Genomic DNA, 16,105 nt, shown 5'->3' with positions numbered 1-16,105 from the left:
GCCCCCAGGCTTTTAAGGTATTACCACAAGGGGCTGGGAGTGCCCTACGTAGTAGTATTCTACGACGTAAGCGACAACAAGCGCCGAGACCTCCTAGCCAAGACCCTCCAGTCCCTCGGGCTCGTCAGGGTGCAGAGAAGCGTCTTCATGGGCAGGGGAGGCTACACCAAGGCCAAGGAAGCCATACGGGCAGCATCGAGGATCGTCGACGCCCGCACAGACAGTGTCGTAGCCCTCGTGGTGCCGGAAGACTACGCCCGCAGAATGCTGGTATACGGCGGCATAATGAGCGACCCCAAGCAGAAACAAGCGGTGAGAGTAGTCTAGCACGTGGCCAAGCAGTTCTACCCGGAAGCCCGGGTCTACGTGATAGGCTGAGCAGCCGAGGACAGACTCACCGCCGTGAGCGACCTGGACATACTGGTAGTGCTCCCCCGGGACCCCAGCCACCGGGAGAGGCTGGAGGCGAAGAAACGCATACTCCTCAGAGCCTTCGAGGAGGGTCTACCCTGGGACTACCCCGTCGACCTCCATGTAACGGGCCCTAAGGGGTTCCAGCAGTATAAGAGGTATACGAGGAAAATGATAGAAATCGGCTAGCAACAGTGGCACGTCGACATACAAGTGTAGATGAGCTGGACGAGGTGATTATCCACGGGCAGTACGTCGGCCGTATTGCGCTGGTTATAGCTATAGTACTTTGCTTTAGGCTTGCAGGCGGTAAAGGCTTGCGTGTTGGATCGTGTTTTTGCAGCTTGCCGTACTACACCTGCTCCGTGGGGGCGTGCGAGCTTCATGGAGGCTCAGCGGTTGATACCTATAGTGCTGGTGAAGGAGTATTACTGGTGCCCCGTGGCGGCATGGCACAAGCTGGTGTTGTGGGCTGAGAGGCCCACCTTCAGCATGGAGGCCGGCGGGCTGAGCGGTGAGACCCGGTGGAGGCTCCTGGAACGGCTCGAAGAGGTGTTTGCCCGGTGGCGTGTCGAAGCCCGGGAGCTGCTCTGGGAGCACCCCGTTACGAGCAGTAGGCTGGGCCTAGCCGGCCGGGTGGACCTGGCCGCAGTACTGTCGGATGACACGCTGGTGGTGGTTGAGGCTAAGCTCAGCCTGCCGGGAAAGAGGCGGAGCTTGCACATCCGCGTCCAGGCTGCAGCCTACGGCATGGCGGCAGAGGAGACCCTCGGCTACCCGTTAAGGATGGCGCTCATCTACGAGGCGGAAAGGAACCGTATTGTGGAGGTAGAGGTGACCCCCATGCTCCGCAAAATGGTTGAGGACGCTGCCCGGGAGCTGCACGAGATGCTGCAGCGGGGGGAGCCGCTCCAGCACTACACCGTGTCCCCACGGAGATGCCGCGTCTGCAGCTATCGCGGCGTGTGCACCTACGCACGCACATAGACAAGACCCTTGGCTGCCAGCTGCATACCCGCCACACTTCCATACATCCTCTAAGCCCTCAGCAGGTATTGGAGGTAGTTAGCAGCTGGCTACCAGGCACATCGTTTTAGACGGCTGGGAATCCGGAATGGTGAAGCTGTAGCAGTGATGCAGGCCATGCAGCCTACCTACACCCGGGGCTACATACTGCTGCTGAGGCGGGAGTGCCTGGGTCCGAGCTTCTGTACCAGAAGGATATCTGCACTAGGGAGTTCGAAGCAACCCCAACAAGGATTGGCGACAACAATGTGTTCCTTGATGGGACAGCTTTTCATCCATGTCCAAGCGGTGGGCTTGACGCTGACTAGGGGTTACCTTCTAACCTGGCGTGGCGACAGGTGAAGGTTACAGATGCGGTTATGGAGGCTGGCGATGCAGCACACATCGTTGCCGAGCTGCTAGAGGCGGGCTGTCAGTGCGGTGGTTCTGGACTGGGAGCGCAGGTATCGGATGATGAAGCTCCATACGGCCAGCCATATGCTCGCAGCCGTGCTGTATGTGAACAGTACGAGGCAAGAGTTACCGGAGGGCATAAAGCTCCTGATATTGCATGTGATGACTTCGAGATAGGTGTGGGGGACTGGAAGAACGCGATACTGGAGGCTGTGGAGGAGGCAAACAGGATACTACGGAGGTGCATCGAGGTCAGGGTGTACTGGCTCCCGAGGGAGGAGGCGCTAAAGCTGCCAGGCACAGTGAAGCTGGCCAACCGCCCTCCACCGGACGTCCCGGTTCTACGCATTGTCGAGATACCTGGTGTCGAGTACGGGCTGACGGAGGCCCGCACGTTAGGAACACATGCAGGATGCCCCGGGATAGAAATCGTGAAACTCGAGAGCAAGGGCAGGAGGAGAAAGAGGGTCTTACAAACTCATAGAGGGTGGGGGACAGGTAACACCAGCTGAGAACGAAGCTACACCTTTCCACAGAGGCTGTTTTTACCACCGTGCTCCCGCAAACTTGGGTTGCGTGAATAGGCTTGCGTTTATGCCCTGGCTAAAGCTTTGAGCTTATAGTACGCTTCATCATAGCCTATTTCCTCGTTTAGAAAAGCATCTATCACCCTATAGGCCTCGCTCCTTTTTCCCTTCTTCCCGGCTTCCTCAGCAAGTATCGCTAGTTCTGCAAGCTTATTCCTTATCGCTCTCACCTCTCTTACTGCGCGTTCCACAGCAGGATCTGGGTACACTATCCTGTGGGCCATAGGGTCTGCCCAAGGGCCTGCTATACACAACCCCACTATACCTGCTAGTCGTCCCATATCTTCATCATGACTTGCAACAACTAACCCATACTCCTTAACTGCTAAAACATGCATAGCGTCAAATACAAGTCTGAGCGAGAGACCATGCTGCGTGAGCAACCTAACAGCAGCTCTATAGAGTCTACCCTTATCCGTGCTCAGCCGTTCAACACCATACCATCTCAGCAGGTCAAGCACCGACGTTTGCTGGATGACCCCGCAGCTCCAGCTCTAATATGTCTGAATAATAGGATTCAATACCATGTCTTCTCAACCACGCCTTCACGTGTGGACTACCATAGTACGCCGATAGCGGCACATTAGTATTGAGCAAATAGCGTCTCTTCCCTTTCCCCGTCACTTCACGTCACCCCTTCCCGTAACGTCTAGGCGTTAATGTAGGCTCTCTCAGTGGCCCGGTAGCTGCGGCTCCGCGGATCATAGCTTGCAAGCCCCATAGCCACCAGCTCCTGGAGCTTCTTGTACGCAGTAGACTTTGGTATGCCCAGCTCCTGCGAAACCTCCGTAGGCCCGACCCCTCGACCTTCAAGTAGCGCTTGAAGTAGTAGACGCACAATTCTCCGTGCCGTGTCATCAAGAGGTACCGGCACGATATTCAGTAGGGGCTCAACAATGACTGCTTCAAAGCCTTCCCCTTCAAGCCTCACGGCAATCCTCTCGGCGAGACGTCTAGGTAGTGCTATTGCAGCCACTAGGGCTGCTGAAACCAGTATTCGGGGACCACCAGTAAGAACCAACACTAATCTGTCAGCATTCTCAGCATAACCCTCAAGCAGCATTTTGATCTTACCAGCTAGAACAGAGAGACCCTCACCACGGTAGTCTATGCGTACAAGCTCAGCCTCTACACCCAGCTGGCTGGCAACAAGTTTCAGCTGCGAAAACGCCTTCAGTATACGGCGCCACGCATCCTCGTTAGTATAGAGTGCTACCGCGTAGAATCTCCGAGGCCTATGAGCTATAAGGGCGCGCAATGCAAACTTCTCATCAAACCCTAGGGTCGAGACCACTACCTTCATATGTAGCTCGGAAAAATCCACCAATATTGAGCCCACCAACTACCTCCCCTATCAACTCTATATAAGCTTTCCTGGGTATGAAACCTGTTCACAGCAGATGAACAGGTTATTCGAATCCATAACAGATGCTAGAATAGGTCGCAAACTTGGAACCACATCCACCTTCAACTAATTCCATACTTATCAGCTAGGTTCCTATGGTATGATTCCTAAGTCACTGCCTCCACATATACATAGCACAGTAGTATTGTGCATAATGCCGCGTTCAGCTATCCAAAAAAGGCCTGGAGCCTCTTTCCAGCTATGCTGACATGTTTCTATATTATGGTACATAATTGACGTAGTCCTAAGTATTATCACATCTTCTCATACCGCAAACTTTCTACTTAAACGTGAACGTCATAGGAGTAGCGTTTAAGTTTGTGCAAAAAGCATAAGCAGTAGGCTGGTGGCAGGACACTTGCATGAACAGCACCGCCTCTACCGGCTCCCCGAACTCCTCTCCTTCTTCGCGAGGACCAGACAGTTCGGCGTGTTGGACCGTATAGCTAACGCGCTGAGTCCAGACCAGGCCCTAGCTGCACTATATGATGCTCTCCGCGTGTTTAGGAGTAGCTGCCTAAGCGAGAGCCCAGATAAGAAATGCCCAAACAACGCGGAGGAGCTGGTTGAGAAGGCCAGGTATGAAGTTGAGAAGATCACAGAACTGCTCCTCGACAGCCATAGGGCTGAGGAAGGGCTCCGTCTAGCCCGTACAGCTGCCATACTCGCGCTCGGAAGATAGGCTCACGGGGGGTGAGGGCCAGATGCCCGTGTTCTTCTCCCTCTCGGCCCGCATACTCGTAAACCTCGAAGCACTCAACATGGCTGAGAGCGTAGGCAACGTTGTCAGACATCGTCGTGCTCCTGTGGTGCTCCGTACAGACAATGGGTTCGTGCTGCGCTACGTGCCGGTTATCAGTGGTGAGAGCCTAGCACATCACTACCAGAAGCTCCTAGCCGATATAGCTATCCAGAGGGGGCTACCGGTCTGCAGTGCTTGCAGTCAAGGCGTATTCCTAAAGCACGCTAATGATGATGTCTTTAAGAAGTATGACGGAATCGATGGTGCTAAGAACAAGTTTAAGACAGGAACCGATGCTGAAGAGTACGTAGTCAAGAACTGTGTTGTAGAGGATGTTGGTGGGTTCCTGTACACGGACAAGACGGTAAAAAGGACTTCAAGATTCCGCGTAGGCTACATGGTTCCAGCGCTGGACGCCCTCGAGGCTGGTGCAGCAGCTACAGAAGCCCAGTTCCATGTAAGGTACTCGCCCGGTGCAAAGCAGGAGGAGCAGGCAATATACTACGTTGAGATTGGCAGTGCCGTCTACGTGTTCAGCTTCGCTCTCGACGCCTCGGGCGTGGGAGCTAGGAGCATGGAGAATGAGGGCGCCAGTAGCAGGAACGAGTACATACTATCTCTTGAGGATAGGCTTAAGCGTGTAGAGGCAGCCTTCGACGCTCTAGCAGCACTGCTCGGCGGAATGGCATGGGGCGCAAAGACCTCCAGGTTCCAGCCCCACTGGAAGATACTAAGCCTCGTAGCCTCGGTATCGCAGCCACTACCCTTCAACGTGTCACCGGGCCACGATAAGAACTACGCTAGGGAGACAGTAGAGCGGGCATGCGCTATGACCTCTGTTGTGAAGGGCTTCAAGGCCAGCATAGTTTACTATAATGGCGAAGGTCTGATGGAGCCCGAGGGCTGCAATAATGTAAGCGTTGAGAAGGTTGGCAGCTATCTCGAGGCTATTAGACGCGCTAAGGAGGAGACGTTGGAGCTGCTGAGGGGCAAGTCTTGAAGCCCCTAATGCTGGTATCTAAGGTAGAGCTTGCATGGGGGTTTAGCGTACGCTACGCTGGGGCTTCAGCTGCCCAGCCCGCCCTACCCATACCACCACCAACAACAATTGTTGGCTTCTACGCTGAACCCCTCGCAAGGCTCCTCGGCCTAGCAGAGTACAGGGGGTTTCCAGCGAAGCGCCCCTGTAGCCCCGCAGCGCTACTAGCAGAGCACACGCTCGCAGCCTCAGCAGGCTTGAATTCTGATAGTAGGAGCGGCCTGGTAGTTCATAGTGATTTATCGCACGTGGCTACATTACCATACCAACGTAGGAGGAAGACTGGCTGGGAGAAGCTGGCATTCGCAGCCCAGGCGGTGGGGGCGGCATATGGTCCCGCTGCACGCCTCTACCTGGCACTGGTCGTTGACGTTGAAGGGTTATCCCGCAAGCTCGGCGAGACTGTAGAGTCGATCATCTCGGCTCTCGCCTGGGCCGGATGGAGGCTTGGCTCCAAGGAGGGGCTAGTATCGGTCATCCATGCAGAGGCTGTGGAACCCGTGACACTCACGGGCGGCGTCTTCGAGACAATACTCTACCAGGAGGGAGGCCTTGTAGAGCCCTTCTCGAAGGTGGAACTCATCAGAGACATCTACATGTGGAGGCTTGACCCCAAGCTACTCTGTGGCGGCGAGGCAATCCCAGACTACATTCTCTACCACATACCGGCAGCAGCCTCCTCAACATCTTCGATACTCCTTCCCCCGCCCTCCACGGAGCTCCCAGGGTTTAGTCCAAGAAGCCGCGTCTACTGCCACCCATCCAAGCCGTTATGCGTAGCAGGGAGGTAGCAGGGGTGGGTACATGCCATTCATTGTTGAGCTGTTTCCTCCGGGTTGGCTCGGCAGGGGATTCCAGCTACTAGCGCTAAGCCTTGACCCGGGTAAGATTGTGAGGATTAGCTGGGAGGGTGTCGAGTTTAGAAGCTACGAGGACTATAGGCACCTGGTTCTCTCAGCATGGGATGTTGCTAGGCAGCTTCTGGACGAGAAGCTAGTCTACCCGCCAAGGTTCTTTGGCAACGACTGGAGGCCCCTCAAGAACCTTCTGGGAGCCAAGGTGACCCGGTGGATTGATGCGGCAGAGCAGCTGGTAGCGATGCTGAGGGATGGGAGACTCTCAGCCGACTACAATCAGACCCTGACAGCAGCAATGATGATGAAGCTGAACATGTTTGAGTATCCCCGCCGCATGCTTGGCGGCCAGCAGAAGGCAGCTGGAGGCTCAAAGATAAGCATCCATGGCTACATCCTAGCGCTGATAGGCGGGCTCCTATCAAAGGTGGGCCGTATAGGTGATACAGGCTTCTACCTGGTCCCACCACCGGAGGTAGGTGTCCAGGATTTGGACCCCATTGGCAGCCTCTACCTAACCCTAGTCCTCCGCTGGGAGGATGGCCGGCTAAACCCTATAGGCGCGCTTCTCGGCTCTAGGGGCGTAGAGAAGCTGCCAGCGAGCATTGACACCCTCCTCATACTCTACGGCTCGGCAGTGATAGCGGAGCTCCTAGACTTCGAGCCAGGTGCTGCATGTGGAGCCTCAGAGCTGGACCTGCTATACGCTGCATCCGTTACAGAGGCTGGGAATAGGGCGATGCTGAACACGATGTTCCCCTTAGGCTTCTCCGAGCCCCTATGCATGCTTGGCAGCCGCCCACTAGTAGAGCTGGCACATGCGCTCCTACGAACCCTGAGAGGCGGTGTTTGCGGTGGGGGAGACCGGGATCCGGGCTATGTAGCACTAGGCCAGTGTGTACAGAAGCTCTACCTCTACACTGTAACCGCCAACAACATCTACGTCTACGACTGTGCACGCCTGCTACGTGGTGCAGCAGAGAGCCGTGAGTGCAGCCGGTCGAAGAGTTTGCTGTCGGGTATCGCGGCTAGCCTAGCGCAGGCCAGTGGCACCCGGGAAATAGTTGTGGGAGGCTAGGCTGGGAGGCTATGCGGGCTGTGCTACCCCTGCGGAGGGGCATCAGCGAGCTTGCTGGTGAGGTGCGGAGGGGCAGCAATGCGGTTCTGGTAGCGCCCACCGGGTACGGTAAGAGTAAGTCTCTTCCATTGCTCCTGGAGGAGGCGGAGAAGGCGGGGATAGCAGCTAGGGCGGTGCACGTCCTCCCTCTGAGAGCCCTTGTGAGGCAGCAGTACGAATACCTCCGCGGCATCCTTGGCCGAGATGCTGGCTATCTTGCCGGGTCTAAGCCTTGACCCTGAGGGCTATAGCCCATTTATGCTCCGTAGAGCTGTGGTCTCGACTCTTGACAGCTTTGCGTTAAACCTTGCAAGACTCCCCGTGGCAGAGCTATCACTGGTACTCACCGGCTACGAGATGAGGAGGCTTGAAGGCCACTATGAGCTTCCACGGGCTTCGATATTAACCTCCCTAGTAGTCTTCGACGAAGCTCACCTTTACGCTGAGCCCTGGCTAGAGGGGGAGACTCCGTTCTCACGCCTATACCTCTCAACGGTACTCCCCATACTGAGGGATACCCGTACACCAGTGGTTGTGGAGACCGCCACTATGTCTACCAAGCTGACGGAGAGTATTGCAGCCACCACTGGTGCCACTGTGCTGGCAGTCTGCAGGAGCTGCAACCGCTGCGGCAAAGGCTGGAAATGCATTCCCGATACCGCGTTCGAGGAGGAGAACATGTTTGACTGGAAAACAGTCATCCTCAAGACCTCAAGCGAGGCTATACGCTTAGCGGTAGATCATGCTGAAGCTGGGCGCAAGGTGCTATACGCTGTCAACACCGTGGGGTCAGCCCTGAAGACCTACCGAGAGCTGCGCGCCATGCTTGGCGAGGAGAACGTGGTACTTGTTCACGGGCGGTTAGCCCAGAGGGACAGGGAGGAGGCTATCAAGAAGATAGAGAGAGCAAAAGTCGTCGTTGCCACGCAGGTCGTAGAAGCCGGTGTAGACGTTGACGCTGAGGTCCTGGTTACAGAGGCTGCGGCACCCAGCAGCCTAGCCCAGCGCGCGGGAAGGCTCTGTAGGAGCCAGAGAACAGCGGAGAAATGCCGCAGTGACCCACCCATAGTAGCCATATACGTTCCCAACACACTACACCCCTACGGCAGCATAGCAGTGGAGACGGTGAAGACTGTAAAGCAGCTCGTGGAAGCACGGCGAGTCGGGATAGAGTGGAGGCTACTAGACGATAATGGTGGGAGGAAGAGCTTCCGCCACCTCGTAGAAGCCCATGAAGCTGTAGGCCTGGAAGTAGAGCAGCCAAGAGCAAAGCTACTAGCCTACAGGAGGCTCCTAGCCAACGTGGTGGCTTCAGCCCTCGGTGACCCCAGGCCAGCACGCATGCTCATCGAGCAGTTCTGCAGCCTAGTCCGGGGCACCGCCCTGGTACACCTCGCAGCCCCACTTAACGAGGGCTACGACTTTCTTGAAGCACCACTAGACTGGCTACGCGCCAGGGGGAGGTGGAAGAGTCTATTAAACTGCAGCAACGGCATCTGCAACGTTATAGGTATTGGATACGCCGGCGAAGAACCCGAAGTAGTTGAAGCCCAAGCCCCAGCTAGAGATGTAGAAGCAATGCTAGCCAACTGCAGTAGCTACCTAAGAACGTATTACAAGCTCCTAGAGAACCTTTCCAAGGACACCGGTGCAAGGCTCCACACTATAGCTCTAGCACTGCGAGAAGACGCGTACACACCGGGCATAGGCCTCAAAACACTCTAACCAACACATGAAGGTGCAAATCATGGCCTTATATGCCTGGATTGGTGTAAGGCTCCGCGACCACAGCATAAACACTCTAGGACTCATGCTAGGCCTCTTTCACCGCGAGCTCCGGGTCACAGCCCTAAGGCTTGGCTTGGACCAAGACACACTCATGCTGGCATCTGCCGTGGCAGCACTACTACACGATGCTGGTAAGGCGGCTGAAAGGTACCAGGAGACCGTGGCTAGGTGCTACCCTCGCTTCACATGCCACGAGCTGGCTGGGAGCTGGGTTGCAATGGAGACCCTAGACGTTATACTACAGCTAGTAGAGCCTAGCAGGTCTAAAGTAGAATTACTATCAGCTGTTGCTGCTGCAGCAGTACTAAGACATCACCACGGTATGAGGAGCCTAGCAGCATGCCGGGCAGCAGCGAAACAAGGAAAAATAGATGGCTTGGACGGTAGCAGCCTCAAAGCCCTAGCTGAAGAGCTAGACAGTGCAGGCAGTCTTGCAGCAACCGTGGCAGCTACTCTCCGAGAACTCGCAGACACAGCACCGCCTCCAAACCCGCTGGAGGCAGAGGCAAGAGTGAGAAGGAGACTTACATTTTTAGAGAAGAAACAGCCAGCATTATCGGCGGCGACCTCGATTCTAACCGGCTTACTCGCAGCCGCAGACTACCTAGCAGCAGCGATTCTGGATGGAAGAGGGAGCTGCAACACGCGAGACGACAACGTGGCAACAATCTACCCACGAGGATATGCAAAACACGTACTACGAGAACTAGGCATATATAACCCAGTACTGCTCAAAGAAGCAAGGGAGAAAGGCTATAGGCAAGCCGAAAACTTGGCCAGAATGCTCAAAATAAGCTAGTCCCAGCAAGCTCCGCCTCCGGTCCCAGGAGCCCTTGTATGCACATCATGCATCGCAGAACTGGCAGCCCTAGCAGGATGCCTTGGAGAGTATCTCCGGCTGCTAGAATGTTATCGCTATGTTGCCGGTTTTTGCTGACGCGCATTCATGGTCTCGTTTTCTGTGCGGCTTGTCTGGCCGCTGTGTGTACCGCATTCTCTGTTTCTTGGCTGTTGTTTTAGCTGTGGCCTACTGGTTGGATGTTCTAGGAAACAATTTATATGTACCGCAGATATATCGGCTGCCGACTGGTCGGGTGGGTTGCATGGGTGTTGCCGGGTTCATAGCTAGGAGGCCCATCGTGGTTATCGCTGTCTGGCTGGTAGTGGCGCTTGTCGCGCTCCCGCTCTTCGCTAAGCTTGGCAGTATTGTTGAGGAGCGGCAGTACACGCTGCCGGAGAATAGTGAGGCTATGAACGCGTCGAAGCTCCTCGAGAAGCTGGGTAGCAGTGATGGTGTGGGTGTCATTGTTGTTACTGGCGTGGACCTGCTGGATAATGATACTGTTCTCCGGCTCGTAGAGTGGGGCAAGGCGTTCAACGAGACTGTCAGCGGCCGCTACATGACCGGTGTCACTGGGCTCCCGATGATGCTCGCAGGGCTGAACGAGACCCTCTACGCCGCCATGTTGTCCGCCGTCAACGAGACTGCTAGCCGCACGCTGCAGCTCTACGAGGCTCTGGACAGCCTCGACAAGGCCTATGCTGCAGCGCTGGAGAACGCGACTAAGCAGGTGGAGCTGCTCAACCAGAGCCTCATAGGGCTCGTGGAGGCCGACCGGGGCTACGCCCGGGCCTACCAGGGCCTCCTGGAACTCGTACCCCTGCTGAACAAGACCATTAACGGCCTGGTACAGCTCGACGCTGCACTAGCTGATACGACTAGCCAACTGCTGGAGCTGGCGGCGAAGCTTAACAAGACAGCCCTGGGCCTCGTGGAGGCTGATCGGTTCTACAGTGGGCTCTACAGGAACCTGACCCTCGCTGCCGGGCAGCTAGCAGCGCTATTCTCCAACGAGACCCCTGGTTGGCCAGGTGGAGGATGCGCTACCTATACCTTGTTGGAGGTTAGCAGGGCATACTTCTATCTCGAAGCCTACAATGGTAGCTACGAGGCCTACGCCGAGGCGGCAAACCTGACCAGCATCGATCCGGCACTGGTGCCGCTGCCGCGGGAGGAGGCTCTAGCCGCGTGGCAGGCTGTGAAGCAGCTGGTCGAGCAGGGCGTAGACCCGGACACCGCTGCGTCACGGGTCGCAGCCAACATGCTGGCTGGGGAGCTGCCAGCCACTGCCACCTACGTACTGCCAGTAGCTGTTGATGCCTGGCTTGGAGCTTTGCAGGGCGTTAAGGCCTCCATGAATGTTAGCTCGTTGACAGACCTCTACAAGCTGCCGCCAGAGCATGTTGAGAGCCAGCTACAGGTGCTCAATGCTGCGCGGGAAGCTGCCCGCCAGGCCGCGGAGAGCATAGCCGCCAACAGGACAGCCATTGTCGCCGAGCTGCTGGCCAAGCAGCTAGAGGTGGAAGGCCTGCCGGAGAGTATCGCTGAGCAATTGGCGGCGAAGGCTGCGCAGGGAGCCCTGGAGCCCCTCGACGCTGCCCTGGTGGTAGCGGGGCGGGCCGCCGAGGAGATGGGCTTACCGGCCAACGCCACGGAGCTCCTCGCACGGGTACTGGTCGAGGCTGACCCAGCGGCGAGCCTCGCCCTAGCCTCCAGCCCTGACAAGGCTGTTGAGGCTGCTGCAAAGCTCCTGGAGGCCTTCGGGGTGCCAGGCGACGCCGTCGAGGCCGCCAAGAGGATACTCCAGGAGGGCGCCATGGATCGTAGAGTTGCTGCGCGCGAGGCAGTCCAGCTCTTAGCCGGGGAAGTCCCGGCTGAAGCCAAGCAGCTGCTGCAGGTACTGCCGAGGTATGACCCGGAGGCTGAGGGGCTACTGGCAGCCAACAAAACCCTCGCAGCCATGGCAGCCGGCGACATAGTCTACGAGCAGATGACAGAGATGGGCCAGGCGATCCTGCCCAGGTATGTTGTCACCCAGCTCTCGCTCCTCGTAGCAGAGGGGGCAGCGGAGCCCGGACAGCTGCGCAAGATAGCCCTCAGCATCGTGGAGAACGCTGTCGCCGCTGAGGCCGGCGAGGAGCGGGCAAAGCTGATCGCCGCTGCGCTAGAGCGCTTCGACCCCGACGCCTCCGGGAGGATAGCCTCGAACACTACGCTCGCCCTCGAAGCCGTAGCGTGGATGGCCGAGCAGCAGGGCCTCAGCCTCCCCTTCACCGTTGGTGAGCTGCGGGAGATGCTGGAGAGCCGGGAAGCCCTACGCCGCACCATGGCCGAGATACTGAAGGAGGAGGCGGTCGAGAACGCGCCGGAGGAGGCTAAGCCGCTGCTCGAGAAGCTAGCCGATATCGTCGCCGTGGAGGGCCCCGGGATACCCGAGGAGAGGAAGTGGAGCATAGTGGAGAAGCTCGTGAGGGAGGCTGCTGCGGGGAAGATGGCTGGCGCTGCTTTCGAGGGGTTTGAGGTCCCGGACTGGCTCGCAGACGCTACCATCGAGCTTGGCGTGAAGGTTGCACGGGGCGAGCTGGCTGCTGAGACTGCTGCTGGGCAGCTCGCTGAGCGACTCCTCCTAGAGGCTGTCTACCCGAGACTACTCAACGAGACGCGTGGACTACTCGTAGCCAGTGACTACAATGGCTTCCTCGTGATGGGCACCCCGCTCGGCGATACTGGGGAGGAGCGGGCAGACAACACCGTAGAGGCTGGCAGGACGGCGGAGGAGTTGTTAAAGGAGCTGGGCATAAGCTATGAGAGGGCCTATGTTAGCGGTAACGATCTCCTACTGAAGCAGGTTAAGGAGTATGCTGGCAGGGATGCAGAGAAGACTAGCAAGTTTAGCGAGCTTGGCACATTCATAGTGCTACTGGTAATCCTTGAGAGTCTCTTCGCCGTCATACTGCCATACATTGGCATCTTCCTCGGGCTAGCCGTGGGCGGAGCCCTGGTATACATCGCAGCTAGCATGGGCTGGATAGAGGTCTCCTCGACAACACAGTCGCTGATGATAGCTACCGCGCTCGGCCTAGGCGCAGACTATGCAGGATACATTGTGCACAGGTTCCGCGAGGAATACGCTAGGCTCCAGGACCCACGGGAAGCCGCGAGACGCGCCCTCGAGAGGGCTGGACCAGCTGTCGTTGCTAGCGCTCTCACAGTGATCATAGGATTTGGCAGCCTCATGCTAGGCTGGGAGATAGGGTTCCTTAGCAACATAGGCGAGACTATACCGATAACAGTAGCCGCCACAGCCGCCGCGAGCCTGACACTAGTGCCAGCACTGCTGTCGCTGTTCGGTGGTAGGAGCTGGTTCTGGTGGCCGCGGAGGCCGAGCATTGAGAGGCTGGGCCGCGAGAGTAGGCTGATGAGGACGCTGATACGCTACGAGCCCATAGTGCTGGCTGTAATCCTCGCCGCGATGATAGGCTCGGCATACTTCTACGTCACATTCAAGGGGAGCCACGACATGAAGCTCCTGCTCCCCGACGGCGCGCCAGCCCTACAAGCATTCGACGTGCTCCGCGAGGAGTTCACGCCAGGCATCACTGACCCGGTGTACGTGGTAGCAGTACTCCCGGAGAGCATCTGGGAGAGCAACACTACTGCGAAGATGCTGGACGAGCTTGCAGCCAAGCTGGCAGAGGTGCCCGGCGTAGCGAAGGTTATATCGCCCACGCAGCTCGCCAGCAGCGCTGCAGTATTCGGCCAGACTGCAGGCATGATGGGCGGGCTGGTGAGCAGCGACGGCAGAATAGCTGTGGTACAGGTTATGCTCAGCGTGGATCCCTACAGTAGCGAGGGCGAAAAGGCGATAGAGAAGGTGCACGAGATAGCACACAGCTACGCTGAGCAGCACGGCTTCAAGGTCTACGTGGGCGGTGCACCCTACGCTGTACTCGAGATGGACGATATACTGCACCGTGTCTACTATCGCCGCATACTCCCAGCCGCGAGCCTCCTAATGATAGCCGTGTTCACCGGCATCTTCGGCAGCCTGGTGGCTAGCATAGCAGCGCTCCTAGTAATCATAGGCTCAGCAATGATGGGTATCGCTGCGAGCGTAATACTTTTCCAGGACCTGCTGGGCAAACCGGTGCTATGGTTCCTCCACATAGTCTCTATGGCAGCCGTGCTGGGCGTGGGTATGGACTACAATAGCTTCTACCTTGCACGCGCCCTAGAGGAATACCACCGGGGCGGTGGCGACGCAAAGAAGGCCGTAGCGAGAGCCGCTGGAGCCGTTAGCACATTCATAGTAGGCCTAGCATTCGTTGTGACAAGCGCCTACCTAGCACTACTATCAGCAAGCAACATCGGCATGAGGGAGATGGGCTTCACGCTAGCAGTAACAGTGCTACTAGCAGGTCTAATGGCAGCTTACCTCCTAACACCACTAGTAATATCGATGCTCGGCCGCCATGCATGGTGGCCATGGGGGCTGCGCAGACGCATCAGCCACTAGAAAGCCTTGAGCAATAGAGACGGGGGATGAACCGGAGACGATCCCAACCCATCTTTTTACCATACAAAACACTGGTGTTTTTTCATCACCAAGGCAGCCTGGCTGTGTAAGCACCTGCCCGGCCCGATACGAGAGACACCATTGCTATAGCCGTCTACACGGACACCCCCTAGCTGCTAAGCCGGGTGGTGCATTGGCTGCGTTGAACGCCATATTGCTAGTATGCTAGTATGGATCAGGTAGAGGGTATACTTGTAGGAGCCTGGCAGCGTGGGAACTAATCTAGTCTAGGACTACGGGAAGGAGTGCTTATAGAGCACTTGATTGTGTACGCCTCGAAACATGTAGGCTAGCCTGGTGTCGCTGGGCGCGATAGAGTGCTGCCCATCGTGTACTCCACGGCCATGGGGTATAATGAGTCTGGGGTGTTGGGTAGCCTGTCGGGAGGGCTCGGGGGCTAGGCTAAACTCGTTCACTTCTCGGCGAGGATGCCTATTACAGCAACGGCTACTTTACGGGTGTGGCTTAGCCTACTTCGCCTTTGAAGAGCTTTACTGTGAACTCGTGCTTTGGGTTTACTGCTATTTCGTCTGCTGGGCCGTATTCTACTAGTTGGCCGTTGTAGATTACCGCGATGTAGTCTGCTACTCTTAGCGCTTGGTGCGGCATGTGTGTTACGAGTATGATTGTTAAGCCTAGCTCCTCTACTAGGCTTCGGAGCGCGTTCTCTATCATCACGGTGTTGTGGGCGTCTATGTTTGCAGTGGGCTCGTCGAGGAGTAGCAGCTTGGGCCTCATGGCTAGGGCTCTGGCTAGGCATAGGCGCTGCTGCTGGCCGCCACTAAGCGCTGTTGGTGGATCGTGGAGCCTGTCCTTTACCTCGTCCCAGAGCCTCGCTGCCTCCAGAGCCCATTTCACTATCTGGTCTAGCTCCTCCCTTGTTTTTGCCACACGGTTTATCTTGGCTGCTACCGCTACGTTCTCGTATATGCTCATGTGCGGGAATGGGTTGGGCGTCTGGAACACCATTCCGATCCTGCTCCGGAGCTCGTAGGGATCAGCCTTTAATGCATCAACGCCAAACACTAGGACCTTGCCCTCAACCTTCGCGCCTGGCACGAAGTCTATGAGCCTGTTAATGGTTCTGAGTAGGGTGGATTTGCCGCTACCGCTGGGGCCGAGTATTACTGTTACCGCTGCCTCAGGTATGTCTAGGTCTATGTTCTTGAGTACATGCTTCCCACGTATCCAGACGTTTAACCCCCTAATGCTTACGGCTGGCTGGCGCGTCATAGCCTTACACCCTTAACCGCCAGCTTTACGGCGAGATAGAGGAGGAGATAGCCCGCCAGGAGTATGAGTGCAGCACCCCATGCCACGTCTACG

17 protein-coding genes are annotated in these 16,105 nt (G+C 56.9%); 13 read left to right on the top strand and 4 right to left on the bottom strand.

The genetic code is table 11. From position 1 onward, the window contains the following. The first annotated feature begins 39 nt into the window (after positions 1–39). The 5 genes from cas2 to HBUT_RS03365 all read left to right on the top strand — a co-directional run bounded on the left by cas2 (position 40) and on the right by HBUT_RS03365 (position 2,342). A complete protein-coding gene (cas2, locus tag HBUT_RS03380) occupies positions 40–327 on the top strand; it encodes a CRISPR-associated endonuclease Cas2 (RefSeq protein WP_011821825.1) in 288 nt (95 codons plus the stop codon). A 75-nt stretch (positions 328–402) separates the two neighbouring features. Beyond that, positions 403–600: a hypothetical protein gene (locus HBUT_RS03375; protein WP_052287740.1), complete on the top strand. Its 198-nt coding sequence runs from the start codon at positions 403–405 to the stop codon at positions 598–600. A 195-nt stretch (positions 601–795) separates the two neighbouring features. After that, positions 796–1,398, top strand: a complete 603-nt coding sequence (gene cas4 / locus HBUT_RS03370) for a CRISPR-associated protein Cas4 (RefSeq protein WP_011821824.1) — start codon at positions 796–798, stop codon at positions 1,396–1,398. Between the two features lie 203 nt (positions 1,399–1,601). Next, positions 1,602–1,745, top strand: a complete 144-nt coding sequence (locus HBUT_RS09790; protein ID WP_228546759.1) for a hypothetical protein — start codon at positions 1,602–1,604, stop codon at positions 1,743–1,745. Between the two features lie 30 nt (positions 1,746–1,775). After that, on the top strand, positions 1,776–2,342 hold the full coding sequence (locus HBUT_RS03365) for an alanyl-tRNA editing protein (RefSeq protein WP_011821823.1): 567 nt from the start codon (positions 1,776–1,778) through the stop codon (positions 2,340–2,342). 80 nt (positions 2,343–2,422) lie between these two features. On the opposite strand, the gene HBUT_RS03360 is transcribed toward HBUT_RS03365, so the two are convergent. The 3 genes from HBUT_RS03360 to HBUT_RS03355 form a co-directional block, all read right to left on the bottom strand. Further along, complete coding sequence (locus tag HBUT_RS03360; RefSeq protein ID WP_153801373.1) at positions 2,423–2,800, bottom strand: hypothetical protein; 378 nt, start codon at positions 2,798–2,800, stop codon at positions 2,423–2,425. A gap of 70 nt (positions 2,801–2,870) precedes the next feature. After that, entirely contained in the window at positions 2,871–3,041 is a 171-nt protein-coding gene (locus HBUT_RS09470; RefSeq protein WP_153801372.1) for a hypothetical protein, read from the bottom strand. A gap of 25 nt (positions 3,042–3,066) precedes the next feature. Then, positions 3,067–3,756 carry a helix-turn-helix domain-containing protein gene (locus tag HBUT_RS03355; protein WP_011821821.1) on the bottom strand — a complete coding sequence of 230 codons (690 nt, stop codon included), beginning with the start codon at positions 3,754–3,756 and terminating at the stop codon, positions 3,067–3,069. A gap of 424 nt (positions 3,757–4,180) precedes the next feature. Between HBUT_RS03355 and HBUT_RS03350 the strand changes: the two genes are divergently transcribed. The 8 genes from HBUT_RS03350 to HBUT_RS03315 all read left to right on the top strand — a co-directional run bounded on the left by HBUT_RS03350 (position 4,181) and on the right by HBUT_RS03315 (position 14,719). Next, positions 4,181–4,504: a hypothetical protein gene (locus tag HBUT_RS03350; protein ID WP_011821820.1), complete on the top strand. Its 324-nt coding sequence runs from the start codon at positions 4,181–4,183 to the stop codon at positions 4,502–4,504. Positions 4,505–4,526: 22 nt separating this feature from the next. Further along, complete coding sequence (cas7a, locus tag HBUT_RS03345; RefSeq protein WP_011821819.1) at positions 4,527–5,564, top strand: type I-A CRISPR-associated protein Cas7/Csa2; 1,038 nt, start codon at positions 4,527–4,529, stop codon at positions 5,562–5,564. After that, positions 5,561–6,394: a type I-A CRISPR-associated protein Cas5a gene (gene cas5a, locus HBUT_RS03340; RefSeq protein ID WP_011821818.1), complete on the top strand. Its 834-nt coding sequence runs from the start codon at positions 5,561–5,563 to the stop codon at positions 6,392–6,394. The genes cas7a and cas5a overlap by 4 nt, the downstream gene beginning before the upstream one ends. A gap of 13 nt (positions 6,395–6,407) precedes the next feature. Then, positions 6,408–7,535, top strand: a complete 1,128-nt coding sequence (locus HBUT_RS03335; RefSeq protein WP_011821817.1) for a hypothetical protein — start codon at positions 6,408–6,410, stop codon at positions 7,533–7,535. Positions 7,536–7,546: 11 nt separating this feature from the next. Continuing rightward, entirely contained in the window at positions 7,547–7,810 is a 264-nt protein-coding gene (locus HBUT_RS03330; protein ID WP_011821816.1) for a DEAD/DEAH box helicase, read from the top strand. Next, on the top strand, positions 7,791–9,299 hold the full coding sequence (gene cas3 / locus HBUT_RS03325; RefSeq protein ID WP_011821815.1) for a CRISPR-associated helicase Cas3': 1,509 nt from the start codon (positions 7,791–7,793) through the stop codon (positions 9,297–9,299). The genes HBUT_RS03330 and cas3 overlap by 20 nt, the downstream gene beginning before the upstream one ends. A gap of 22 nt (positions 9,300–9,321) precedes the next feature. Then, the gene (locus HBUT_RS03320) at positions 9,322–10,161 is read left to right on the top strand and encodes a CRISPR-associated endonuclease Cas3'' (protein ID WP_011821814.1); all 840 of its coding nucleotides are present in this window, start codon (positions 9,322–9,324) and stop codon (positions 10,159–10,161) included. 304 nt (positions 10,162–10,465) lie between these two features. Then, entirely contained in the window at positions 10,466–14,719 is a 4,254-nt protein-coding gene (locus tag HBUT_RS03315) for an MMPL family transporter (RefSeq protein ID WP_011821813.1), read from the top strand. A 525-nt stretch (positions 14,720–15,244) separates the two neighbouring features. On the opposite strand, the gene HBUT_RS03310 is transcribed toward HBUT_RS03315, so the two are convergent. Further along, positions 15,245–16,012, bottom strand: coding sequence for a phosphate ABC transporter ATP-binding protein (locus HBUT_RS03310; protein ID WP_011821812.1), 768 nt, complete (start codon positions 16,010–16,012; stop codon positions 15,245–15,247). Positions 16,013–16,105: the final 93 nt, after the last annotated feature.

Origin of the sequence: Hyperthermus butylicus DSM 5456 (assembly GCF_000015145.1) — an archaeon.
Taxonomy (GTDB): Archaea; Thermoproteota; Thermoprotei_A; order Sulfolobales; family Pyrodictiaceae; genus Hyperthermus; species Hyperthermus butylicus.
This window is presented reverse-complemented; position numbering and strand designations above follow the sequence as displayed.

Coding starts and splice junctions, on each gene's coding strand:
- HBUT_RS03310 (WP_011821812.1), bottom strand. CDS start 16,012: ATGACGCGCCAGCCAGCCGTAAGCATTAGGGGGTTAAACGTCTGGATA.
- HBUT_RS03330 (WP_011821816.1), top strand. CDS start 7,547: ATGCGGGCTGTGCTACCCCTGCGGAGGGGCATCAGCGAGCTTGCTGGT.
- HBUT_RS03335 (WP_011821817.1), top strand. CDS start 6,408: ATGCCATTCATTGTTGAGCTGTTTCCTCCGGGTTGGCTCGGCAGGGGA.
- cas4 (WP_011821824.1), top strand. CDS start 796: ATGGAGGCTCAGCGGTTGATACCTATAGTGCTGGTGAAGGAGTATTAC.
- HBUT_RS03315 (WP_011821813.1), top strand. CDS start 10,466: ATGGGTGTTGCCGGGTTCATAGCTAGGAGGCCCATCGTGGTTATCGCT.
- cas7a (WP_011821819.1), top strand. CDS start 4,527: ATGCCCGTGTTCTTCTCCCTCTCGGCCCGCATACTCGTAAACCTCGAA.
- HBUT_RS03320 (WP_011821814.1), top strand. CDS start 9,322: ATGGCCTTATATGCCTGGATTGGTGTAAGGCTCCGCGACCACAGCATA.